The 22,290-nt window shown below is 36.1% G+C and carries 22 protein-coding genes and 1 riboswitch; of the genes, 6 read left to right on the plus strand and 16 right to left on the minus strand.

Annotated features, from left to right (window positions below; genetic code table 11):
• Positions 1-44 precede the first annotated feature (44 nt).
• Positions 45-152: riboswitch (SAM riboswitch) on the minus strand.
• Between the two features lie 188 nt (positions 153-340).
• Both B0E34_RS06140 and B0E34_RS06145 read left to right on the plus strand, forming a co-directional pair.
• A complete protein-coding gene (locus B0E34_RS06140) occupies positions 341-2,956 on the plus strand; it encodes an MGH1-like glycoside hydrolase domain-containing protein (protein ID WP_087707915.1) in 2,616 nt (871 codons plus the stop codon).
• Positions 2,957-3,200: 244 nt separating this feature from the next.
• A complete protein-coding gene (locus tag B0E34_RS06145; RefSeq protein WP_087707917.1) occupies positions 3,201-4,877 on the plus strand; it encodes a T9SS type A sorting domain-containing protein in 1,677 nt (558 codons plus the stop codon).
• A 76-nt stretch (positions 4,878-4,953) separates the two neighbouring features.
• On the opposite strand, the gene B0E34_RS06150 is transcribed toward B0E34_RS06145, so the two are convergent.
• The 9 genes from B0E34_RS06150 to B0E34_RS06190 all read right to left on the minus strand — a co-directional run bounded on the left by B0E34_RS06150 (position 4,954) and on the right by B0E34_RS06190 (position 13,662).
• Positions 4,954-5,379 carry an OsmC family protein gene (locus B0E34_RS06150; protein WP_087707919.1) on the minus strand — a complete coding sequence of 142 codons (426 nt, stop codon included), beginning with the start codon at positions 5,377-5,379 and terminating at the stop codon, positions 4,954-4,956.
• A gap of 8 nt (positions 5,380-5,387) precedes the next feature.
• Positions 5,388-6,104 (minus strand): phosphodiester glycosidase family protein, encoded by a 717-nt coding sequence (locus B0E34_RS06155; RefSeq protein WP_087707921.1) that lies wholly within the window; start codon positions 6,102-6,104, stop codon positions 5,388-5,390.
• Between the two features lie 66 nt (positions 6,105-6,170).
• Positions 6,171-7,493, minus strand: a complete 1,323-nt coding sequence (locus B0E34_RS06160) for a DUF58 domain-containing protein (RefSeq protein ID WP_087707923.1) — start codon at positions 7,491-7,493, stop codon at positions 6,171-6,173.
• Positions 7,494-7,511: 18 nt separating this feature from the next.
• Positions 7,512-8,636 (minus strand): transglutaminase domain-containing protein, encoded by a 1,125-nt coding sequence (locus B0E34_RS06165; RefSeq protein ID WP_087707924.1) that lies wholly within the window; start codon positions 8,634-8,636, stop codon positions 7,512-7,514.
• Between the two features lie 17 nt (positions 8,637-8,653).
• The gene (locus tag B0E34_RS06170; RefSeq protein WP_185117441.1) at positions 8,654-9,685 is read right to left on the minus strand and encodes an AAA family ATPase; all 1,032 of its coding nucleotides are present in this window, start codon (positions 9,683-9,685) and stop codon (positions 8,654-8,656) included.
• A 90-nt stretch (positions 9,686-9,775) separates the two neighbouring features.
• Positions 9,776-10,933 carry a DUF4350 family protein gene (locus B0E34_RS06175; protein WP_087707926.1) on the minus strand — a complete coding sequence of 386 codons (1,158 nt, stop codon included), beginning with the start codon at positions 10,931-10,933 and terminating at the stop codon, positions 9,776-9,778.
• Positions 10,934-10,945: 12 nt separating this feature from the next.
• Positions 10,946-11,740, minus strand: coding sequence for a DUF4129 domain-containing protein (locus tag B0E34_RS06180; protein ID WP_087707928.1), 795 nt, complete (start codon positions 11,738-11,740; stop codon positions 10,946-10,948).
• Complete coding sequence (locus tag B0E34_RS06185; RefSeq protein WP_087707930.1) at positions 11,733-12,692, minus strand: DUF4013 domain-containing protein; 960 nt, start codon at positions 12,690-12,692, stop codon at positions 11,733-11,735. The genes B0E34_RS06180 and B0E34_RS06185 overlap by 8 nt, the downstream gene beginning before the upstream one ends.
• The gene (locus B0E34_RS06190) at positions 12,679-13,662 is read right to left on the minus strand and encodes a stage II sporulation protein M (RefSeq protein ID WP_087707931.1); all 984 of its coding nucleotides are present in this window, start codon (positions 13,660-13,662) and stop codon (positions 12,679-12,681) included. The genes B0E34_RS06185 and B0E34_RS06190 overlap by 14 nt, the downstream gene beginning before the upstream one ends.
• A 27-nt stretch (positions 13,663-13,689) precedes the next feature.
• On the opposite strand from B0E34_RS06190, the gene B0E34_RS06195 reads away from it, so the two are divergent.
• Positions 13,690-14,430, plus strand: a complete 741-nt coding sequence (locus tag B0E34_RS06195) for an RDD family protein (protein WP_087707932.1) — start codon at positions 13,690-13,692, stop codon at positions 14,428-14,430.
• A 631-nt stretch (positions 14,431-15,061) separates the two neighbouring features.
• Positions 15,062-15,229, plus strand: a complete 168-nt coding sequence (locus B0E34_RS21270; protein ID WP_165762954.1) for a hypothetical protein — start codon at positions 15,062-15,064, stop codon at positions 15,227-15,229.
• A 241-nt stretch (positions 15,230-15,470) separates the two neighbouring features.
• Here the strand turns inward: B0E34_RS21270 and B0E34_RS06200 are convergent, their stop codons facing one another.
• The 3 genes from B0E34_RS06200 to B0E34_RS06210 form a co-directional block, all read right to left on the minus strand.
• Entirely contained in the window at positions 15,471-15,977 is a 507-nt protein-coding gene (locus B0E34_RS06200; protein WP_087707934.1) for a hypothetical protein, read from the minus strand.
• A 215-nt stretch (positions 15,978-16,192) separates the two neighbouring features.
• A complete protein-coding gene (locus B0E34_RS06205; RefSeq protein ID WP_087707936.1) occupies positions 16,193-16,972 on the minus strand; it encodes a GLPGLI family protein in 780 nt (259 codons plus the stop codon).
• A gap of 65 nt (positions 16,973-17,037) precedes the next feature.
• Complete coding sequence (locus B0E34_RS06210; RefSeq protein WP_087707938.1) at positions 17,038-17,247, minus strand: hypothetical protein; 210 nt, start codon at positions 17,245-17,247, stop codon at positions 17,038-17,040.
• 127 nt (positions 17,248-17,374) lie between these two features.
• On the opposite strand from B0E34_RS06210, the gene B0E34_RS06215 reads away from it, so the two are divergent.
• Positions 17,375-17,737: a helix-turn-helix transcriptional regulator gene (locus tag B0E34_RS06215; RefSeq protein WP_087707940.1), complete on the plus strand. Its 363-nt coding sequence runs from the start codon at positions 17,375-17,377 to the stop codon at positions 17,735-17,737.
• Between the two features lie 49 nt (positions 17,738-17,786).
• Complete coding sequence (locus B0E34_RS06220; RefSeq protein WP_087707942.1) at positions 17,787-18,077, plus strand: GNAT family N-acetyltransferase; 291 nt, start codon at positions 17,787-17,789, stop codon at positions 18,075-18,077.
• Here B0E34_RS06220 and B0E34_RS06225 read toward each other — a convergent pair.
• The 4 genes from B0E34_RS06225 to B0E34_RS06240 all read right to left on the minus strand — a co-directional run bounded on the left by B0E34_RS06225 (position 18,066) and on the right by B0E34_RS06240 (position 22,245).
• A complete protein-coding gene (locus B0E34_RS06225; protein ID WP_087707943.1) occupies positions 18,066-19,037 on the minus strand; it encodes a glycosyltransferase family protein in 972 nt (323 codons plus the stop codon). The genes B0E34_RS06220 and B0E34_RS06225 overlap by 12 nt on opposite strands.
• Entirely contained in the window at positions 19,034-19,861 is an 828-nt protein-coding gene (locus B0E34_RS06230) for a UDP-2,3-diacylglucosamine diphosphatase (protein WP_087707945.1), read from the minus strand. Before B0E34_RS06230 ends, B0E34_RS06225 begins: the two co-directional genes overlap by 4 nt.
• A 58-nt stretch (positions 19,862-19,919) precedes the next feature.
• Positions 19,920-20,660, minus strand: coding sequence for a YebC/PmpR family DNA-binding transcriptional regulator (locus B0E34_RS06235; protein WP_076391930.1), 741 nt, complete (start codon positions 20,658-20,660; stop codon positions 19,920-19,922).
• 94 nt (positions 20,661-20,754) lie between these two features.
• The gene (locus B0E34_RS06240; protein ID WP_087707946.1) at positions 20,755-22,245 is read right to left on the minus strand and encodes an OmpA family protein; all 1,491 of its coding nucleotides are present in this window, start codon (positions 22,243-22,245) and stop codon (positions 20,755-20,757) included.
• Positions 22,246-22,290 lie beyond the last annotated feature (45 nt).

Below are 22,290 nucleotides of genomic sequence, written 5' to 3' on the forward strand. Positions count from 1 at the left end.
ATACAATTGAAAATGCCACAGGAAATGGCTGAAAGAACTTCAGTGAGTTATCTGTCCAAAATAATTCTGGTAGAACGTAGCACCTTCATTGCTTGCGCAAAGGGTTGCTAAGGTTTCATAGGGTCTAATCCCTCAACCTTTCTTGATAACATTTTCAATATTTGAATGAACGAATGGTGCAAAGATAAAACTTTTCTTTTAAATATTTATAAAAATTTAATTTAATCTTACAAACCCCGATAAAAAGAAGGCTTTCAGGGAAATATTAATAATAATTCAAATTTCATGAGTTGGAATTTTTTCGTAAAAAAGCTAACTTCGTAATGAAAAATGATGAAATATGATTGCTGAAAAACAAAGATTACAAGACACAAACTGGAAAAACTGGGGACCTTACGTGAGTAACCGGCAATGGGGAAATGTACGTGAAGACTACAGCCCAAACGGCGATGCATGGAATTTCGCCAATCACAATAACGCAGAAAGCTATGCCTACCGTTGGGGAGAGGAAGGGATAGCGGGAATTTCTGATGCAAAGCAGCTTTTCTGTTTTGCGCTTTCGTTCTGGAACAAAAAAGATAAGATGGTGAAAGAGCGCTTCTTTGGACTGAGCAATCCACAGGGAAATCACGGAGAAGACATTAAAGAACTATTTTATTATCTGGATAATACACCTACTCACAGCTATATGAAAATGGTGTACAAATATCCGATTAATGAATTTCCTTATAATGATCTTCTTTCCGAGAATGCAAAAAGAAGTAAGAAGGAAACCGAATACGAGATTTTCGATACCGGCATTTTCGATAAGGATGAATATTTTGATATTTTCATTGAATATGCAAAGGCTGACCATAATGATATTTTAGTGAGGGTAACTGTCTGCAACAGGAGTAATAAAGATGCTCCGATCATAGTTGCTCCCATGGTATGGTTCCGAAATAACTGGAAATGGGGCTATAATACCTATAAAGGGCAAATCAATGCTTCTCATGAAGGCTGCATCACCATCAACCACGACAGTGTTCCGATAAAAAAGTTTTATTCAAGAAATATTGCTGCGGAAAGTGTTTTCTGTGATAATGAAACCAACAGTCCGAAATTATATGGAACACCCTATCCGGGAAATACTTATTACAAGGATGGCATCAACGATTATATCACCTACGGAAGCAACACCGTAAATCCTGAAAAGAGAGGAACAAAAGCTTCTTTTTTAATTGATGAAGTGATTGAAGACGGACAATCGAAAACATTTGATTTCAGATTATCTCCTCATGAACTGGATAATCCGTTTTATGAATTTGATGAGATCTTTAGCAGCAGAGTTGCTGAAGCGGATGAATTTTATGCCGAAATTCAGAATGATGTTTCTGATGACGATGAAAAAAACGTGCAAAGACAGGCTTTTGCGGGACTTCTCTGGAACAAGCAGTTTTACCACTATAATGTAGGAAAATGGCTGAAAGGCGATCCGAATTTTGAAGCTCCCAGAAATTTCAACCATTATGTCCGAAACACGGAATGGAATCATATGCACAATAAAGACATCATCTCGATGCCTGATAAATGGGAATATCCTTGGTATGCAACTTGGGATCTTGCCTTCCATTGTGTTCCGTTTGCGATTATTGATGCGGAATTTGCGAAAGGACAGCTTCTTTTATTAACAAAAGAATGGTATATGCATCCGAATGGACAGCTTCCTGCCTACGAATGGAATCTGAGCGATGTAAACCCGCCCGTTCATGCGTGGTCGTGCTTCCGAGTATTTAAAATTGATGAAAAGCAAAACGGCAAACCAGATCTTTTATTTTTAGAAAAGGTTTTTCAGAAATTACTGCTGAATTTCACCTGGTGGGTAAACCGAAAAGATAAAAACGGAAAGAATATTTTCGGGGGAGGTTTTCTCGGACTTGATAATATCGGGGCTTTTGACCGGAATATGGTGCTAAAAGACGGACAGCATCTGGAGCAGGCCGACGGAACGAGCTGGATGGCAATGTACGCTCTGAATATGATGCGAATTGCCATGGAACTGGCTCAGTATTATCAGGTGTATGAAGATATGGCGATTAAATTCTTTGAGCATTATCTTTATATCGCCGAAGCCATGGAAAATCTGGGTGAAGGCACAAAAGGACTCTGGAACGAAGAAGACGGCTTTTTCTACGATGTGCTTCAGCTTGGGAACGGCGACAGTGTTTCTCTCAAACTGAGAAGTATTGTTGGATTGATTCCTATGTTTGCCGTAGAAATCATCGATCATCATCTGTTGGATAAAATGCCCAACTTTACCACGAGAATGGATTGGATTTTAAAAAACAAACCTGAACTTACGAAACTTGTTTCGCACTGGGAAGAGGAAGGTCATGGAAGAAAGCATCTGATGAGTATTCTGAGAAAAAACCGTCTGACAAAAGTTTTGACCAGAATGCTTGATGAGAAAGAATTTTTAAGCCAATACGGAATTCGGGCAATGTCTAAGGTATATGAAGAAAAACCGTTCAAATTTTCTGTTCACGGTACTGAAAATGTAGTTTATTATACGCCTGCAGAAAGTGACAGCCGAATGTTCGGAGGAAACAGCAACTGGCGCGGCCCGATCTGGTTCCCGATCAATTTCCTGATTGTAGAAAGTTTGCAGAGATTCCATTTCTATTACGGAAACAGCATGAAAGTGGAATTGCCGACCGGAAGCGGAGAGAAGAAAAATCTGGATGAAGTCGCTCACGATATCAGCAACCGACTTTGTTCTATTTTTCTAAAAGACGAGAATGGAGAGCGTGCTTTCAACGGAGGAAATGCTAAATTTAACTACGATGAAAATTTTAAAGATTACATTACCTTTTTCGAATATTTTCACGGTGATAACGGACGCGGCGTAGGAGCTTCTCACCAGACGGGATGGACAGCTACGGTTGCCAAGCTTTTGAAGCCAAGATTGTTGATGTAATATTAACTAAACATAAATTTTAACAGGATATTTCAATTTTGAGATATCCTTTTTTTATTATTCACCACATAACATAAATACCGTCAATTGATATGTTAAAGGTTATAGCTAAAATCTATTTTCTCATTAGTATAAAATAAATTTTTATGCATTTTATATAAAAAATCAATATTTATAAGTAAAAATAATTATTAATTTAATACCTAATAACTATATTAGCAGAATAAAATCTAATAATTATTTCATGAAAGTAAAACTACTACCTATTGCAACTTTTTTAGTTTCATCGTTATTCGCAACCCATGTAAAAGCGCAGAATTATCAGCCTTTATTTATTCAGAGCGGATATAATGCAGATGTAGTCGCCAACGGTGTGGGTTCATCGGCTTCTTCCACCAATAATGATGTTGATGGAGTAAGCTATGCCTTTGTCTCAAGAGATTTTCAGTTAACGGCTTCAAGTTCGCAACTTACTTATGGGCTGCCTGTGAATGGAATTATCAATTCTGTAGTTTCTTCAACTCCGGGACTTTCCTATCAACTGGCATCTTACAGTTCAAACAATGTTTTAAGGCTGCAAAACAGTAGCGATAACGGAACTTTACAATTTTCCAACCCCCTTTCAGCAAACACCTTATATATGTTGGCAACGGGAGGAAGCGGATCCTGTACCGTAGATGTGGATGTAAATTTTACAGACAATACTTCTCAGACGTTTACGGGCATCAGTATTTCCGACTGGTATTACGGGAGCAATTTTGCCATTCAGGGAATCGGAAGAATCAACATCAGTAATAACAATCTTGAATCCGGTTCCGGAACAGATCCCAGACTTTACCAGATTCCTTTATCAATAAATCCTACAAATTTATCCAGAGTCATTAAAAGTGTTACGGTAACCAAATCCGGATCGGGAGGTATTCCGAATATTTTTGCTTTTGCAGCAGATTCTTATAATCCCTGCGAAGCGCCTACCAACATTACCGCGGTTACTACCATGAACGGAGCGACGTTAAGCTGGACAGCTCCTTCCAGTGCGCCGTCTTCGGGATATCAATATTATTACAGTACTTCTTCTACTCCACCAACAGCCAGTACAACACCTACAGGAAGTGTACCTTCGGGAACTTCAGTTACTCTGAACAGTTTATCAACAGGACAAACCTATTATTTCTGGGTAAGATCCTATTGCGGAGGTTCATCATATGGGTTCTGGAAAATGAAGCAGTTTGCACCGGGACAAATTTCTGCAACGTATACAGGCGGAGATATCAGTACGGAATTCAACTGGGGACCGGATAATACAACAACAACTAACTGTGCGGGAAGTGTATCTATCAATATTCCGAATGGGTACAAAGTTGTATCTACAGATGTGAGCTACACGATGACAACGGTAAGCGACGGATGGATGTCTGAACAGAAAAGTTTATTGGTATGTTCTTCCAACGGAATAGCAGAATCGTCTGTAAGTTCAGGATCAGGATCAAACGGAGGAACATTTTCTTACAACAGAACGGGAATCAATATTGCCAATGATCTTACAGGAACGGTGAATTTTGATCTGCGAGCATGGAGAACTTACGGAGGCTCCGGTTGCAGCGTAGATTACAACAAAGTGGATAACGGAACTTTTACGGTAACCGTAACTGTTCAGCCTGTTGTTTTGGCAACCGGTGAGGTGACGGCTAAAGAGAAAGAAAGAATTGCCTATCCGAATCCTTTTGCTGATGTTCTTTATCTTGAAAAACCTGAAAATGTGAAAAAAGCAGTAATTACGGATGCTTCAGGAGTTGTGGTACAAACTGTTGAAAATCCTTCTTCATCCCTATTCCTTGGAGGAATAAAATCCGGAATGTATATTCTGACTTTAACCATGAAAGACGGTTCTGTAAAAAGTATGAAAACCATGAAAAAATAAATAACCATTGGTAACGAAAATCGCGGGCAGAAATAAATTTCTGCCCGCAATTTGTTTTTAATATTGTAAGTAAAGATTACGCTTCTGCGATCTCTCCGTTTACAAATACTTCATATCCTATTTCTACATTCGGTTCTAGTGTTTTGGAAACCGAACAGTATTTCTCGAAAGACAACTGGGCTGCTTTCTGCGCTTTTTTAGGATCAATATTCCCTTCCAGAAAAAACTTAACTTTTATCGATTTGAAAGGTTTTGCATCATCTACAGGAATCCTTTCGCCTTCTACTTCTGCTTTAAAATCTGTAATTTCCTGTCTCTGTTTTTTCAGAATAGAAACAACGTCTATTCCGCTGCATCCCGCGACTGCCATCAAAACGCTTTCCATAGGAGAAACGCCTTTTGCGCCGGGTTGTGTCGTATTATCCAAAAGGATTGAATTTCCCTGAGAATTGGTACATTCAAATAAAAAATCGTCGTTGATTCGGTTAAGTGATATTTTCATTTTTAAATTTATTTTTTAGATGTGGTAACCCCGATCATGACTCCGAAGTCTCCATCCATCTGAATCCATTTCTGTTCAGGACAATAGGTTCTGGAAACAAAGCCATCGAGGTACAAAGCTTTTACGCAGCCTGATTCTTTAAATACGGAAGCAAAATTATAAAAATTAACCTCTGTTTTAGACATTATAAAAACGATATTTCCATTTTTTAGGATTCCGACTCCGTTTCTGATGTTGATATTTTTTGAATCTTTTTTAAATATTGGATTTATCTCTCCGTCAATCAGCAATACAGGTCCGGATTGTGTTGCGTATTTTATTTCAGGATTATTTCTGAAAGCTTTTGTTTCGACAATTTCAGCTTCATTATTCTTTGTGAGGTAAAATATTCCGTTAGGATTAAGATAAAAATTTCCTTTACCGGATAAAGTATCTGTTTTATTCAGGATTTTAAAATTTTCAATATACAATCCTTTGGGAAAGTTATTGGGTTCAAACATTCCGCCGTTCATGGCAAATGTTAATTCTTTATTTTCCCGCTCCGTTTTATTCTTTAGATGAGCAATGCTTTTAAGAATTGTTCCGTCATCATCTTTCCAGTAAAAAGCAACATTTTCTATTTTAGGATTCACTTTAAAAATGACAAAATCATCCTCATGTTTTATTTTCTTATCGCAGGATAAAAAACAACAGAGACATACTATAAACAATGCAATTTTCGTCATTTATAAATTTGCTTAAATAATTTGTGAATTTTGCGGTTCATTTTGAAATGAAATCCCTGTTTAAAATTACAAAATCCCTCTCGCTTTAATCTCCAGATATTTATTGATGACTTCAATGTTCAGATTTTCCGGTAAAGTATAGACTGTGTAAATTCCATATTTGCGGAGTTCCTGAATGATCAGTTTCTTTTCAAACTCAAATTTTTCGGCGATGATTTCGTCATACACTTCCTGCATACTTTCAGGATTTTTATGAATCAGCGTCTGCAATTCTGAATTTTTGAAGAAAACCACAACCAGTAAATGGTTTTTAGCGATTCCGCGAAGGTATTTTAACTGACGGTTTAAGCCATCCAATGTTTCAAAATTCGTAAATAACAGAATTAAACTTCTCTGGTTCAGCGAATATTTTACATCCTGATACAACCTGTTAAAATCACTTTCAAAAAAATCTGTTTTGATGTTGTAAAGGGCTTCCGAAATTTTTCTCAGTTGTCCCGATTTATTTTCTGCCGCAATTTTATTTTCTGTTTTTTTCGAAAAAGTCATCATTCCGGCGCGGTCGCCTTTTTTCAGAATAATATGCGATAAAGCCATCGTTGCATTAATGGAATAATCCAGCAGACTCAGTCCTTTGAAGGGCATCTTCATCGTTCGTCCTTTATCAATCAGCATAAAAATACGCTGCGATTTTTCGTCCTGAAACTGATTAACCATCAATCGGTTTGTTTTGGACGTCGCTTTCCAGTTGATCGTTCTGATATCATCTCCCGGAACATATTCTTTAATCTGCTCAAACTCCATCGTATGTCCCAGTTTTCGGATTTTCTTGATTCCGCCCAACAGAAATTCACTCTGCAAAGCCATCAGTTCATATTTTCTCAAATGAATAAATGAAGGATAAGCCGGTAAATTGGCATCTTTCTGAAAATTAAACCGTTTTGCGACAAAACCTAAAGGAGAAGAAACATACACATTTAAACTTCCGAAATTGTACTCTCCTCTTTCCTTTGGCTCCAGAATATATTGAAAAAATGTATTTCTTCCCGGTTCTATCTGTTTTTCGATTAAAAAATCTCTCTTCTGAAACTGAAACGGAATTTCGTCAATTACTTTGACATTGATTTTGAAAGCATAGTTGTTTTTAATATCAACTTTTACGGGATTTTCATCACCATTGGATAATTTTTCGGGCAATATTCTCTGTGCAGAAATCCCTTCTTTCCTGTTGAAAACAAAAAGATAATCTACCATTGCTGCCAAAAAAATCAGAAGCAAAACGATGTGCGCTACCCACATGAGTAACGGAAAGAAAAAAGCGAAAACATACAGAATCCCCACTCCGATGAGCGTGAAGAAAAAGCGTGTATTGAGGTATAAGTTTTTCATTTTTTACCAGATCAGCTATTAAGGCTTTGTCCAGAAAAGATCAGGATTATTGGTTTTATAGTTGGTAAAAGTAACCCCTGTCTGATTATTTTTCACCATTTTTTTTTGTGGTTCCTGAACAAGTCCATCCAAAGGAAGAAGTTCTACATATTCTATACTTTTTCCTTTCTTCCATGTTTCAGAATCATATTGGCCTATAACGGGAGTTTCCAGACGATAAAGATTTTTAGCCATATAATTTTCCAAATATTCTTCCTTTGTCTGCAATACATTCCTGTTCCAGTTTGCATCTGCATTCAAAACCAATGGTAATCCTTTGACCAATCTTTCTCTGACTTCCTGAATTCCCAAAAGATTTCCTTTATCGTCCATAACGTATGCATCAAAAGTAGGATCAATCCAGATCCATTTATTAAGTTCGCTGCTATATACCATATTAATTACATGGCAGTCATCAAACTGTGTTTCCTTTGGCATACATGTAATGTAGCGAGATTTAATTCCCAATGACAAATAACATTCATTAAGAATTGTTGCCAACATTCTACAATTTACACCGCGATTTTCTGTTTTACAAACCCTGATAAGATCAATAGCATTTTTAAGCGTTGGATTATTACTGCTTCCATCATGTCTTACAAGATTATGTACCCAATGCATCAGATTAAAAATCTTCGAAAGTTCACTTCCATTTCCTGCGATTGAATCCAATTTAAGATCTTTTCTGATTCTTTTTAAATCTGCATTATCCTGAGACTGATAAGCAAATTTTGGAATAAAGCGATCATCAGAGAAATTATATTTTCCGGCATTTTTAAGAATATCCAGCCTTGAAGGCTCATATTTAATCTGCGTTCTGGCGGAATCTTTACCTTTTAAAATGATAAAATCAAATACGGATCCTGGTTTTAAATTATATGAAATGGAATCTGAATCTGTATAAAAAGTAACTTTTTTTCCGGAAGTCGTATAAACATCCAGTTTTTCTTCAGGCACAATTGTCCATGCATTTTTTATTCTTTTTCCATCCACTTTAATATCCACATTCTCGGAAACAGCTTTTATAACAGGTAGCTTTTTCTGTCCTGCTAATTTCACTCCAAAAATCAGAAAAGCTGAAAGAAGTATAATGTTTATTTTCATAGTTCATGTAATTAAATCTACCTCGGAATCTCTATTCCTTCTAAAATCTGTCTGATGATTTCGTCTGCGGTAAGACCTTCCATTTCTCTTTCCGGCGATACAATAACTCTGTGTCTCAGAACGGCATAACTGGCTTCTTTAATGTCTTCCGGCGTTACGAAATCTCGTCCTCTTAAAGCGGCAAATGCTTTTGATGCGGTTAACAAAGCCAGACTCGCTCTCGGAGAAGCTCCTAAATACAGGAACTGGTTTTCTCTGGTGTTGATGATAATTTTAGCGATGTACTCCATCAGTTGAGATTCAACTATGATCTCTTTTACCAGATGCTGATAATTTTTCAGTTGCTCTGCAGTAATCACTTTATTGACAACCTCCGCTTTATCTTCCTGCTTGCTTTCATGCTGGTTTCTGATGATGGCAATTTCCTGCTCCAGATTCGGATAACCCACATTTATTTTAAACAGAAAACGGTCAAGCTGGGCTTCCGGAAGTCTGTATGTTCCTTCATGCTCAATCGGGTTCTGGGTTGCCAATACAAGGAAAGGCTGTTCCATCGGATAGCGGATTCCGTCCATCGTGATCTGCCTTTCTTCCATCACTTCAAACAAAGCCGCCTGAGTTTTTGCCGGAGATCGGTTGATCTCGTCAATCAGGATAAAATTAGAAAAGATAGGTCCTTTTTTAAATTCAAATTCAGAATTTTTTACGCTGAAAACAGAGGTTCCCAAAATATCGGAAGGCATAAGATCGGGCGTAAACTGAATTCTGTTGAATCCTACATCGATGGTTTTTGCCAGTAATTTTGCCGTGATGGTTTTGGCAACTCCCGGAACACCTTCAATAAGAACGTGACCGTTGGAAAGAAGTGCCGCCAAAAGATGTTCCACCATGTTTTCCTGACCGACAATTACTTTTGCAATTTCGGTTTTTACTTTTTCAAGACTTGTACGAAGCTCAATCATATCGATTCTCGACTGAAACTGATCTTCTTTTTTATCTAAGCTGATAGAAAATTCGTTTTCTATATTTGAGTTTTCAAAGTTTTCCATATACAATAATTTATCAATACTACAGTGTATCCAATTGCCAATTACATTGAGAATTACAACACTGTTGTATTTTCAGATTGTTACATTTTTTTAAATAATTTCATCCAAAATTTTATTCATTCTCACAAGATCTTCCTTTATTACGTGCGCGTAAAGATCCTGCCCTTTTTTAATCAGCCCAATGGCTTCATCAATCATTTCCATTGGTTTTCCGGTTTTCAGATGGAGTTTTTTTGCAAATTCTTCATCTAATTTCTGAGTATCGATAAGGAGGTCCATTCTTACTTTGTTCAGGAAGTACTGTGCTTTTTTCGACATCATATCATGGAAATCGCCTTCCTGAAGATAAAGATTTCCGATACTTTTCACAAAATCTACCGAGTTATTTTTCAGCGGTTCCACAATCGGGACAATGCGCTGTTTTCTTTTGGCATTAAAGAAAATAAACAAAGCCAGACCGCCCAGAAGAACCCACCAAGCATATTTTAAAGCAGGATTTGAAAGGATAAACCTCAGCAGAAACTGGGAAGATTTCGAATTGCTTTCCAGAAACCACAATGTTTCTTTATCATCCAGATAAGAAAAAACGTCCTGTGCATATTTTACATTTCCGGGTTTCAAAAGATAGTAATTGGTAATAAAAAGCGGTTCGCAATGGACGTAAAAGTAACCTTCCCCGAATTTTATTTTAACAAAGTTTGCCTGATCGTCATTATTTTTTTCCACTGTCTTTCCTAAGACTTCAGATCCCGGTTTAATGAAAGTAAAACCTCTTCCGGATGGAAATTTATCCAATTTAATGAAATCGTTCTGGTATTTCGTGTCGGTAAGTTTTAAAACATTTTCGTCCCGAAAAGAAATCATAGAATCATAATAACCGATGCTGTCGGAAATTTCTTTCGGCATTTCGCTGATAATCAACATTGCGTTGGAACCTTTGGAAACTTCTTCCAGAATTTTATTCCACGATTCTGTATCTACTTCATGCTCAATGACAAGGATATTATGACTGCCTTTTTCTTTATTCTGGGTATAATAATCGTAAGGAGTCTGATCTATTTTTTTAACTTTATTCTTAAAAAGATCTTTGATCTCGTTATTAAAAACATACAGTCCGAACGGTGATTTTTGATAAGTCTTGAAATTCTTCCTCCAATCCGTACTTTCTGTTTTGTTGACTTCAAACAACGCCAGAATAATCATCACCACGACGAAGATTACAGCATATATTTTGAAAGTTTTGTTCATGATAACAATTAATTACGGTTTAAAGGATTGATATTGGTTTTTAAATTTCAGGTAGTTTTCTTCATCAATAGAGAATTCTCCGTACCAGACATAATCGAAAATATAGGCAAGATCGTAAAAACTTTCTTTTAAGTGTGGTGCTTTCAGCTCTGCCGCATAATCTTTATTGGTTTTTTCCGGATTCCAGACGATGAGTTTCTTATCGCTTAATTTTTTTAAGACAAATAAAAACTGATAACGCACCGCCGAACGGAAATCGCCCGATTTTTCAAATTTCAGAATACTTTCCGGGAAATTAATCTCGTGAATATTTTCATGAAGTTCTTCTTCGCGGATATCCACTTTCCGGTTTTTCTTTCCGAAGAATGAAATTCCGCCGTTCCCTATGAGATATTTAATGATGAAATACAGCAGGAAACCGACAAGAATAATCACAAAAAGACGCACTAAAATCCCTGCGAAATTTCCGGATTTTGTAAATACGGTTTCCCCGAAAATACTGTCTAACAATTCTGCGAGCTTCTTCATCAGCTTCTGCCCGAAAGACATTCTGGGTTTTACCGTAGTATAATCGAAGTCTTTGTCTTTGTATCTTGAAGGGATGTTGTCTTTAAATTTTTTAGGATAAACAGTGTTTTCCGTTACCGGATTTTTATACAATACAGAATCTGCACGGTACATATTCCTGTAATGTCCCGTTTCTATCGAGTCCAGAAAAACTGCTTCTTCAGGAGGCAGATCGTCCTGCTGCTGAGAAAAAGCAGTTCCGAAGCTGAAAAAAAGCAGTAAAAGAAGAAGCCTATTCATTATTTCCTATTGTTTCTATTTCTGCCAGTTCCATTTTCTGATGAAGATCGGTGCGGCTGTCGTAATACATCAATCCTGAATTTACATACAGAACATTCATTAAAATGGTTGAAACCAATGTTGAAAGTCCGTAGATAAAGAATATAACAATCCCGAAATTTCCGGAGAAAGGATTCTGTTCAAAATTCCCATCCGGAGCGGTTGTTGAAAGTTTAAGAATGTATAAAACCATCGGAACTCCGGATAAAAATCCGCTTACAATATAAAAAAGCAGTCCCAAAATAATGGTTACGCCCCAATATTTCCAGTAGGGAGATTTTTCTCTGCCATTCGGATAAGAAAACTGGGATCTTACGGCATAACTTAGGCTTTCGAAAAAACCTTTATTTCCGTTAAAATAATCGTAGCAGAGAAAAGTGATGATGCTGAATAAATTCGGCAGGATAAAAAGCAGCAGAAAAATTCCAATGAAAAAAAACACCAACAGATAAGAAAATCCGAAAATAGCAGTTGCAACCGGCATTACCAAAAAGGTAAGCCCGAAATAGGCAATGAAAACTTTTTTAGAATTCACTTTAAAATCACTGATGATATCATCTGTTTTTATTTCTTTCTGCCCTTCCGCAATTCTTTTCATATAAAATACAGGAAAAAGCAGATTAACCGTCATTAAAGCTGTGGAAAGCACAAAAAGCACAATTCCCGCGATGATAATCAGTCCTAAATTATCCTGAAAATACTGTTCAAAATAATAGCTTTGTCCGCTCATATTCGATCCGAAAATGGCACCGAAGAATTCTCTAAATCCTACCACCATCACAACAACGGTTAAAATAAGCAGCAAGCCGTTCAGCAGAATAAAATTTTTAAAATAATTCTTCCCGTATAATTTGAAAAAAGCAAAAGTTTCGCTGATGAAACTTCCGAAATCTCTTTTTTTATAAAACTGCATCCTGAATCTGGTTATTAATTTTTTTGCTGACAACAGACGGATAAATACAGTAATAAAACCCGATGATTGCCAAAGACCCGAAAATAATAATTAAATTTAAAATTAAAGGCATTTTCAGGGCGTGTCTTGTTACATATCCTTCAATAATTCCTGCACAGATGGTGAAAGGAACGGTACTCAGGAATATTTTGAATGAATCTTTAAATCCGCTTTTGAAAGAATTAAATCTTGACAGTGTTTTCGGAAATAAAATAGAGGCTCCCAGAATAAGACCGCACATGGCTTCCACTACCATCGCAAAGATTTCAAAAACTCCGTGAAGCCAGATTCCTCTTGCGCTGTCTTTTAGCGCGCCGTAATCGTAAAAGAAATACTGGAAAGAGCCGAGCATCACACTGTTGTTCAGCAATGCCCACAAAGTTCCTACTCCGCCTGCAATTCCGTAGATATACAGTCTTGCACCAACTTTTATATTGTTGAAAATAATTCCGATCGTACTTCCCCATGTAGAACCGCTCTGGTAAACTCCTACCGCATTTCCTGCCTTAATGTTTTCAATCGTCTGGTTCACATATTCTTCACCCAGAATAACTTTGGCGAAATCTTTATCGTAAATTCCGGAAAGCAGACCGATTAAGGTAAATAATGTAAAGAACAGAAAAGCATATCCCAAATACCTTCTGTACTGGTACATCAGCAAAGGAACTTCGGTTTTGAAGAAATGCAGAAACCTGTTTTCTTCTACCCTTTTTGTTTTATAAATTTTCTGGAAGATCTGTGCCGACAAATGGTTAAGATAAACCGTGGTATTACTTTTCGGGTAATACGTCTGTGCAAAAGAAAGGTCGTTAACGAGGTTGATGTACAGCGAAGAGAGATCATCAGGATTTTTTTTAATTTTCCCCTGAATAACCTGTTCTATTCCCAACCATTTTTCTTTATTTTGTTTAATGAAATAAACTTCTCTCATAATTGTAAGGCTAAAATAATAAAAATAATGTCTCAAATCGCGATAAATACTTCACAAAATGTAAATATTAATTTCAACATTGCTGGTGTTGGAGAAAGACTTCTTGCTTATATTATCGATCTTCTTATTAAAATTGCGTACACCATCGCTATTCTGTATCTTTTTTTCAATATTCTGAATCTGGGATATGTGATGGATGGGCTGGATCAGTGGTCGATTATTGCTATTTACAGCATTCTTCTTTTCCCGACCGCGATTTATCCTCTTGTTCTGGAAAGCCTTATGGAAGGGCAGACTCCGGGAAAGAAAGTCATGAAAATCCGTGTGGTGAAAATCGACGGTTATCAGGCGGGATTCGGAGATTATATGATTCGCTGGGTTTTCAGGATCATCGATATTTCTATTATCGGTCTTATCTCTGCCATTGTTTCCAAAAACAACCAGCGTTTGGGAGATATTGCATCAGGAACCGCCGTTATTTCTTTAAAAAACAACATCAATATTTCGCATACGATTCTGGAAAACATTAAAGAAGATTATGTTCCAACTTTTCCGCAGGTCATTGCTTTAAGCGATAATGATATGAGAATCATCAAAGATAATTATCTGAAAGCTTTACGAGTGGACGACCGACAAATCATCAGCAAACTTTCCGATAAAATTAAAGGAATTCTGAAGCTGGAAGTAGATCCTACCAAAATGACGGAAAGGCAGTTCATCGGAGTTGTTATTAAGGATTACAATTATTATACGGGGAAAGACAGTTAGGAAGACGATTTTAAAATATTTTCAAAACACTCTGCTTATAAAAACTCCCGCAGATTTAAAGATTTTGCAGATGATTCTGTAAAATTCGACAAATAATTTTTATTAATTTGATTTAGAAACTGCAATCTAAACGCAAAGAAAAAAGTTTTCACCTCATTAAAACTCCGTCGCAGACGGATGAGGAAGCGCGCTTCTTAGCAGATGAAATCTGCATTCACTTTGCTCCCTAAATATATTCATTCTCAAAATAAAAACTTTGCGTTTAGATAATCTTGAGCAAATTTTGTCATGCTGAAAGCATCTTTACGATTATATTTTGTAGATTTCTACTGCGTCGAAATGAAAGAGCTGTTTATGAAAGCTCCCGCAGATTTTGCGGATTTTGCAGATGATTCTTAAAAAAATATCAAATGCTTATACAAAAATTTTTTATTGATTTGATTTAAAAACTGCAATCTAAACGCAAAGGAAAAAGTTTTCACCTCATTAAAGAGAAGCAAAGATACTCCGTCGCAGACGGATGATGAAGCGCGCTTCTGAGCAGATGAAATCTGCCTTCACTTTGCTCCCTTAATATATTCATTCTCAAAATAAAAACTTTGCGTTTAGATAATCCGGAACAAAGTTTGTCATGCTGAAAGCATCTTTAGGATTATATTTTGTAGATTTCTACTGCGTCGAAATGACAGAGCTGTTTATGAAAGCTCCCGCAGATTTTGCGAATTTAGCAGATGATTCTGAAAAAACCATCGGACGCTTATGCAAACATATTTTTATTGATTTAAAAACTGCAATCTAAACGCAAAGGAAAAAAGTTTTCCCCTCATTAAAGAGAAGCAAAGATACTCCGTCGCAGACGGATGATGAAGCGCGCTTCTTAGCAGATGAAATCTGCCTTCACTTTGCTGCCTAAATGTATTCATTCTCAAAACAAAAACTTTGCGTTTAGATAATCCGAAACAAAGTTTGTATTGCTGAAAAGCATCTTTAGGATTATATTTGATGGATTTCTCCTTCGTCGAAATGACATAATATTCAAACTATATCATTCTAAAACTACGCGTGTAAAAGAACTGAGCAACCATCGCCAAAATCAGCAGGACAAAATGCAATACTCTAATTTTTAGTTTATATCTACGGATGATGCAAAGAAAAATAATGTTGATAACGGATGTAAAAAGTATCGCCACATCATGTATATTTTTCACTTCTGAAATATCAAGATCAAAAGCGCAACGCCTTACCGTTCCAAAATTGAACCTGCAAAAGTGAATGAAAAAAGACAACATACACGAGAGGTACAAAATGATAACGTATTCTGAAAAATCTTTTACAAACTGGTTTCTTTCTTTACCAATAAGGGCAAAACCTAAATTTATAAGTGACAACAGTAAACAGGACGTTATGGTAAAAAGAATATCATAATTCCCAAAATTCAGAAGATGGTACACCACAAAATACTGAATGGAAACATACAGCGCTCCCACCGTTACAGGAAGCCAAAAGAAATGATAAACGAAATAATTTAAATTTGATCTTTCCGGCATTTTAGTTTTTTGATAATGTTAATACTATTCAGAATTTCAATAAGATATTCTGTTCCCTATTCATTAGATTTCCCTTTGTAAACTGTAGAAATCTTACAATGTGAATGTTTGTGAAATGATAAGAGGGCATCTAAATTTTAGAAAGCCCTCTTTTTCTTTGTCTTACATCATTCTAAAATTTTAATAAAGAATATTAGATAATAAATTTTTAGTTTCTAATATAAATTCAATTCAATAGGATTATATTTTTTTAGAGCTTCTTCCGCATTTTTTCTCATGTATTCACGATCTTCTGGATTTTCTATAAATTGCTCATTTAATTTTAATTTTCCGGCAAGCCTGTTCTTAAAAACTTCAGCTACTTTTTCTTTAGACATATTTTTTATATTGGTTGCAATATTAGCAGATTTGCAAGTATATTTTCTTTTTCTGAAAGCATAAAGAGTATAATGATAATCGTCTTTAGAATCGTACACTTCAGTAATTAATCCCGGTAATCCGTTAAATTTATACGGTCCAAATTGGAAGGGGATATCCGTAGTAAACCAAGCGATCCAAGTTCTGCCGTATTTCGTAACTTCTGCTCTTTGACATTTATACCCTGCAACAGTTTTGAACTCGTTTTTAATCTTCCAGTTTATATTGTTTGGTTCCTCATATCCGAAATAAGAATAATTAATTTCATCAGTAACATACAATTTTGCAGACGTTGTTCCAATATAGCCTCTAAAATCCGTATTATATTTCATTGCTTCGTCGAGTGTGTTGAGTTTTTTCTCTACTATAAGAGAATCTGAAATATATCTGTGTAAATCTTTAAAAAAGGAAGATTTTTCATTAATTAGAAGAGCAAATGTGGTTTCTTTTTTGGAATTGCTTGCATTTGAAAGCTTGTAATTTAGCTTATAATTTGCTTCATAAACAACATCAAATTTTTTCTGCGAAAAAACAGCTATCACAATCAATAAGTGAAATAATAATACAATCTTTTTCATCTAAACATTCTTTTCTAAATAAAAACCGCCACTTTTTATGGCGGTCATGCATTTTTTAATAATTCTTAATGGTAATAAATATGAATCACCACTGTACCGGCATTTGGACAAACTTCACTATTAACATCTCCTAAATAGTTTGCAAGCTGATCTAATGTCATGTGATCTGCGATAGTTTGGCTCACTTGAAGAACTTTTCCACAAGAAGTTCTGAAAGGGAAAGCAGAAACGACTCCTGCCACTAAGAAAGCCCCTAATAAAATTGCTTTTTTCATAATTGTTTTTTTTCATTTGTTAAACAGATCAAAAATAAAAATTTAGTACAAGTAAATACAATTTTCTTTTTGCGATTTTATTGCGATTTTTCGCAAAAAATTTATCTTTACACTAAACTTTACAGAAATGGAAAAAACAAAACTCATCGAAGCCCGCAAAAGAAGAAACATCAGCCAGGAAAGAATGGCAGACATCCTTTCTATGGATGTTTCCAACTACAACCGAAGAGAGAAGGGAACGGCAAAAATTTCTTTACCGGAATGGCAGAAAATCGCTGAAGTATTGGAAGTTCCAATTGAAGACATTTTTGAAAATGAAGAAAGTTTAGTTTTTATATTTAATGATAATTCTACAGGTAACGGAAATGGTATTGGAAATACCAATAATTACAACATTCCGCTTTCTTTGTGGGAATCTCAGAAAAAATACATCGATAAACTTGAAGAAGAAATTGAAGCACTAAAAGCAGAAATCGCAAAATACAAATAATCTTTCGCGGTGCAGTTTTTGTATTTTACACTTCATAAAAGTTTAAGTTATGAGATTTGAAAATAATAAATCGGGAAACGGCGGAGTAATTACTTTAAATAACGATGTTAAAGAAATCGGAAGATTAACGTACACTATTTTCCCCGAAGACAGCAAATTCATTATTTCCTTCGTTTTGGTTCACCCCGAATTTGAAGGTCGCGGAATGGGAAAATATCTGGTGGAAGAAGCCATAAAGTTTGCCCGCGAAAACAACTGGAAAGTCTACCCGCACTGTTCTTACGCGCGATCTGTGATGATGAGAATGAAGGATGTGGAAGATATTTTTTTACAGCGTTAACACTTCGTTCACCAAGATTTCTTCAATATCATCGGGATAATCTACTTTCAGATGCTGATCGGAATTTATCCAGTTCTGTATTTCTTCCAGTTTCAAGACTTTAGAATTCGGAATTCCCATCTTGTCTAAAGCACAGGCGTTGCATTCCTGTTCATATTGATTATGAATAGGAATTACGAACAGTTTTTTATCCATAAAAAGTGCTTCTGCAGGACTTTCGAAACCTGCATTGCAGAGAATTCCATCGCAGTTTTCAAACGCTTTTAAATACTGAATTTCATCAATCGGAAAAATTTCAACATTATTTTCCTTAAACTGCAATTTGGAATATTTGGAAAAAACTTTCCATTCTACCGGAATCTGCTTTAAAACTTTAATGATATTTTCATCTGAAAAGCTCGGAAGATACACCAGATAAAAATCTTTTTTGTCGGGATTCAGGTTTCGGATTTTCCTTCTGATAACCGGTTTTTTTATCTGAGGATGATAATTTTCGAAGTGGAAACCAATTCTTCTTTCGCTCGGAACATAATATTTCAGCACCATTTCCCCGAAAAAATCTTTTTTATCCGGTTTCGGCGTTTCTTTAAACAACATGGAAGCCTGATGACTGAGTTCTATCATCGGATGTTTTTTGAATTTACAAGCCCATCCCGTTAAAGGTTCATAATCGTTGATGACTAAATCGTACTGAGAAAGCTCGATTTCGCGGATCGCTTTGAAGGCTTCTAAAAAACCATTGTCTGTAAACGTTTTCCGATAGGATAAACCGCCTGTTTTATCGTAAAGAAGGGAAACGCCTTTATGTTTAAAATTAATACCAAAATCAGCCTTTAACTGCGACTGATGTCCGCTGATAAGTGTATCCACAGAAGCATATTTTTTCAGGATCGGAACAATTTCCTGCGCGCGTGCGACGTGTCCGTTTCCGGTTCCCTGAAAGGCGTATAAAATTCTCATTGGCTGAAGTTGGTTACTATTTTTAAAAGTTCATCACTATCGATTTCCTGAATTTCCTCTGCGGTATCATCTTTTAAAGAATCTTTATGTTCGTCATAATAAAAAATCTTCCACTCGTTATTATTGTACTCCAGTGCGGAAAGATTTTCGATCCAGTCGCCGGAATTAAGATACGTGCAGGAACCTTTTTTATTAATCACCTCCCGAATCTGCGGCTGATGAATATGTCCGCAAACTACGTAATCGTAATGATTGTCGATGGCAAGTTCGGAGGCAGTCAGCTCAAAATCCCCAATGTATTTTACCGCTTTCTTCACATTGTTTTTAATTTTTTTTGAAAATGAATATTTTTCTTTTCCCATTTTCTCCAAAAACCAATTCACAACATTATTGATTACAATTAATAAATCATAGCCTTTTCCTCCCAGTTTAGCAATCCATTTCGAATGCTGAACGGAAGCGTCAAACACATCTCCGTGAAAGATCCATGTTTTTTTATTGTCTATGTCTAAACAGATTTTATTACAGACTTTAAGCTTACCCAGTTGGAAGTCGGTAAACTTCCGGAACATCTCATCATGATTTCCGGTAATGTAGTAAACATCTGTGTTTTTTGTGGCAAAGGACAATATTTTTTTGATGACCTTTAAATGGGGTTTAGGGAAGTAAGACTTTTTGAATTGCCAGATATCGATAATATCTCCATTCAAAACTAAAGTTTTAGGCTGAATAGAATTAAGATATCGCAGTAATTCTTTAGCCTTACATCCGTAAGTTCCCAGATGAACATCCGATATAACAACTAATTCGACGTTTCTTTTCATAGTTTTATGCAAAGAAACTACTTGAAAGTTAACTGTATATGAATGTTATATTATTTTTTTAGAGAGTTTCCATCAACTCTTCTGTAATTTCCATATTATGATATACGTTTTGTACATCATCATCGTCCTCGAAACGCTCAAGCATTTTCATATTTGCCTTGAACTGCTCTTCGTTTACTTCTTTTGTATTGTTCGGAATTCTCTGAAGTTCTGCGCTTTTTGCTTCAATTCCCAGTTCGTCTAATTTGTGAGATAAAGAACCGAAATCTTCGAAAGCTGTTGTAATCATTACTTCTTCTTCATCTTTTTCTACGTCTTCTGCTCCGCCGTCAATCATTTCCATTTCAAAATCGTCCCAATCCATTTTAATCTGAGTTAAATCGATCGTGAAAATCCCTTTTCTGTCGAAGATGAAAGCTAACTCGCCATTTTTACCAAGGTTTCCATCAAACTTATTGAAAATAGCTCTTACATTGGCAACAGTTCTTGTTGTATTGTTTGTCGTACATTCTACGAAAAAAGCAACACCACCTTGTCCGTAACCTTCGTAAGTAATTTCTTCGTAGTTTTCTGCATCTGCTCCACTTGCCTTTTTAATCGCTCTTTCTACGTTGTCTTTCGGCATGTTTGCACCTTTAGCATTCTGGATGCATCTTCTTAGTGCAGGATTAGATTCCGGATCTGGACCTCCTGCTTTTACTGCCAGTGCAATATCTTTACCTATTTTAGAAAAAGTCTTAGCCATCTTGTCCCATCTGGCCATCTTAGATGCTTTTCTATATTCAAACGCTCTTCCCATTTTATATTTTTAATTTTCAACAAAATTACTTAAAAGTGAACGAAAAAAAAATACCCCCAGAGAACTGGAGGTATTTATATTTAGAAAAATTTAATTATTTTTTCTTTTTAGCCGGAGCTTTTTTCTTAGCTGGAGCTTTTTTCTTAACTACAACTTTCTTCTCTACAACATCTAAATCAGATTTTTTAAGAGCATCCCATGCAGCACCGTTTACAGCTTCAACTACAACTTTTCTATCTGCCATTCTTTCAGCATCAGAAGCTTTTTCTGAAACTTTAGCATCTCTTTCACCAACACCAATTGACTTAAGTTGGTTACCATTAACACCTCTAGCCTCTAAAGCACCTACAACAGCAGCAGCTCTTTCTCTAGATAATTTCAAGTTGTAAGCATCAGATCCCTTAGCATCAGTGTGACCTGTTACTAAGAAAGTAGCTGTATTATCTTGCTTAACAATTGTAGCAGCTTGATCTAATTTTCCACTTGATTCTGGTCTGATTGTAGCTTTATTGAAATCGAATAAAATATCTTTTAATGCACCAGTAGCTTCTAAAGCAATCACATCTTTAGGCTTAGGACATCCGTTGTATTCTGGAAGACCTGGAACAGTAGGACAAGCATCATCTTTATCTAAGATTCCGTCTCCGTCTGTATCTGGCCAAGGACAACCGTTGTTTTCAGCAGGACCTGCAACTGTAGGACAAGCATCATCTTTGTCGATTACACCGTCACCATCAGTATCTGGCCAAGGGCATCCGTTGTTTTCAACTGGACCAGCAACATCTGGACATTGATCGTCTTTATCTGGAACTCCATCACCATCAGTATCAGGACATCCTTGGAATTCTGGTAAACCTGGTGTATCTGGACATAAGTCGTCTTTATCTAAGATACCATCTTTATCTCTATCTCTGTTACCAAATCTAAAGTTCAAAGAAGCTGAAGCTTGCCAGAAATTAGCAACGTTAGATTTGTCTCCCGGAGTTGATACGTAATCTCCCTGAACACCTAAACCGAAGTTTTTAGTTAACCAGAAGTTAACACCTGCACCAGTAGCAACTGTAAAGAAGTTAGCTTTACCGTTTTCGTTACCGTTGTCACCATTTGTAACATATTCTCCGTTAGCATCCGTTCTAGGGAAAGTAAGAGAAGTATAATCGTGTCTCAAATAGTTAGCACCAACTCTTAAATATGGATCAAACCAAGATTCTTCGTCCCAAAGAAGACCTGCAGCCTTCGCCTGGAAACCTAAACCTGTCATCAACATAAACTCTTTACCCATGTTGAATCTTTTGTTTTCAACATTACCTACAGTCGTCTGCCAGTCGATTACCAAACCTTTACCGATGTTCCTAGCTACAGTAAGTTTTGATAATGGCGGAGTAATAGAGAAGTTGTTCATATTGAACATTGTCTTCGTCAAATTATTAGCAGAGAACGTATTACTGAAATTGGTTCTCTGTGCCAAATGGTTTTCCGCGTGAGCACCAACCCCGATTAACCACGGATTGTTGGTAGTCTGAGCGAACACAGTAGAAGCAACAGTAAGTGCCAATGCTGAAATTCCTAATTTTAGATTTTTCATAGAATTAAATGATTAAATAATTGATAATGCAAAATAAATATAATT

It is taken from the genome of Chryseobacterium mucoviscidosis (assembly GCF_002177115.1).
In the GTDB taxonomy this organism is placed as follows: domain Bacteria; phylum Bacteroidota; class Bacteroidia; order Flavobacteriales; family Weeksellaceae; genus Chryseobacterium; species Chryseobacterium mucoviscidosis.

Excerpts from the sequence above, each read along its gene's own strand:
- B0E34_RS06140 (WP_087707915.1), top strand. The coding sequence starts at position 341 with ATGATTGCTGAAAAACAAAGATTACAAGACACAAACTGGAAAAACTGG.
- B0E34_RS06145 (WP_087707917.1), top strand. The coding sequence starts at position 3,201 with ATGAAAGTAAAACTACTACCTATTGCAACTTTTTTAGTTTCATCGTTA.
- B0E34_RS06150 (WP_087707919.1), bottom strand. The coding sequence starts at position 5,379 with ATGAAAATATCACTTAACCGAATCAACGACGATTTTTTATTTGAATGT.
- B0E34_RS06155 (WP_087707921.1), bottom strand. The coding sequence starts at position 6,104 with ATGACGAAAATTGCATTGTTTATAGTATGTCTCTGTTGTTTTTTATCC.
- B0E34_RS06160 (WP_087707923.1), bottom strand. The coding sequence starts at position 7,493 with ATGAAAAACTTATACCTCAATACACGCTTTTTCTTCACGCTCATCGGA.
- B0E34_RS06165 (WP_087707924.1), bottom strand. The coding sequence starts at position 8,636 with ATGAAAATAAACATTATACTTCTTTCAGCTTTTCTGATTTTTGGAGTG.
- B0E34_RS06170 (WP_185117441.1), bottom strand. The coding sequence starts at position 9,685 with ATGGAAAACTTTGAAAACTCAAATATAGAAAACGAATTTTCTATCAGC.
- B0E34_RS06175 (WP_087707926.1), bottom strand. The coding sequence starts at position 10,933 with ATGAACAAAACTTTCAAAATATATGCTGTAATCTTCGTCGTGGTGATG.
- B0E34_RS06180 (WP_087707928.1), bottom strand. The coding sequence starts at position 11,740 with ATGAATAGGCTTCTTCTTTTACTGCTTTTTTTCAGCTTCGGAACTGCT.
- B0E34_RS06185 (WP_087707930.1), bottom strand. The coding sequence starts at position 12,692 with ATGCAGTTTTATAAAAAAAGAGATTTCGGAAGTTTCATCAGCGAAACT.
- B0E34_RS06190 (WP_087707931.1), bottom strand. The coding sequence starts at position 13,662 with ATGAGAGAAGTTTATTTCATTAAACAAAATAAAGAAAAATGGTTGGGA.
- B0E34_RS06195 (WP_087707932.1), top strand. The coding sequence starts at position 13,690 with ATGTCTCAAATCGCGATAAATACTTCACAAAATGTAAATATTAATTTC.
- B0E34_RS21270 (WP_165762954.1), top strand. The coding sequence starts at position 15,062 with ATGCTGAAAGCATCTTTAGGATTATATTTTGTAGATTTCTACTGCGTC.
- B0E34_RS06200 (WP_087707934.1), bottom strand. The coding sequence starts at position 15,977 with ATGCCGGAAAGATCAAATTTAAATTATTTCGTTTATCATTTCTTTTGG.
- B0E34_RS06205 (WP_087707936.1), bottom strand. The coding sequence starts at position 16,972 with ATGAAAAAGATTGTATTATTATTTCACTTATTGATTGTGATAGCTGTT.
- B0E34_RS06210 (WP_087707938.1), bottom strand. The coding sequence starts at position 17,247 with ATGAAAAAAGCAATTTTATTAGGGGCTTTCTTAGTGGCAGGAGTCGTT.
- B0E34_RS06215 (WP_087707940.1), top strand. The coding sequence starts at position 17,375 with ATGGAAAAAACAAAACTCATCGAAGCCCGCAAAAGAAGAAACATCAGC.
- B0E34_RS06220 (WP_087707942.1), top strand. The coding sequence starts at position 17,787 with ATGAGATTTGAAAATAATAAATCGGGAAACGGCGGAGTAATTACTTTA.
- B0E34_RS06225 (WP_087707943.1), bottom strand. The coding sequence starts at position 19,037 with ATGAGAATTTTATACGCCTTTCAGGGAACCGGAAACGGACACGTCGCA.
- B0E34_RS06230 (WP_087707945.1), bottom strand. The coding sequence starts at position 19,861 with ATGAAAAGAAACGTCGAATTAGTTGTTATATCGGATGTTCATCTGGGA.
- B0E34_RS06235 (WP_076391930.1), bottom strand. The coding sequence starts at position 20,660 with ATGGGAAGAGCGTTTGAATATAGAAAAGCATCTAAGATGGCCAGATGG.
- B0E34_RS06240 (WP_087707946.1), bottom strand. The coding sequence starts at position 22,245 with ATGAAAAATCTAAAATTAGGAATTTCAGCATTGGCACTTACTGTTGCT.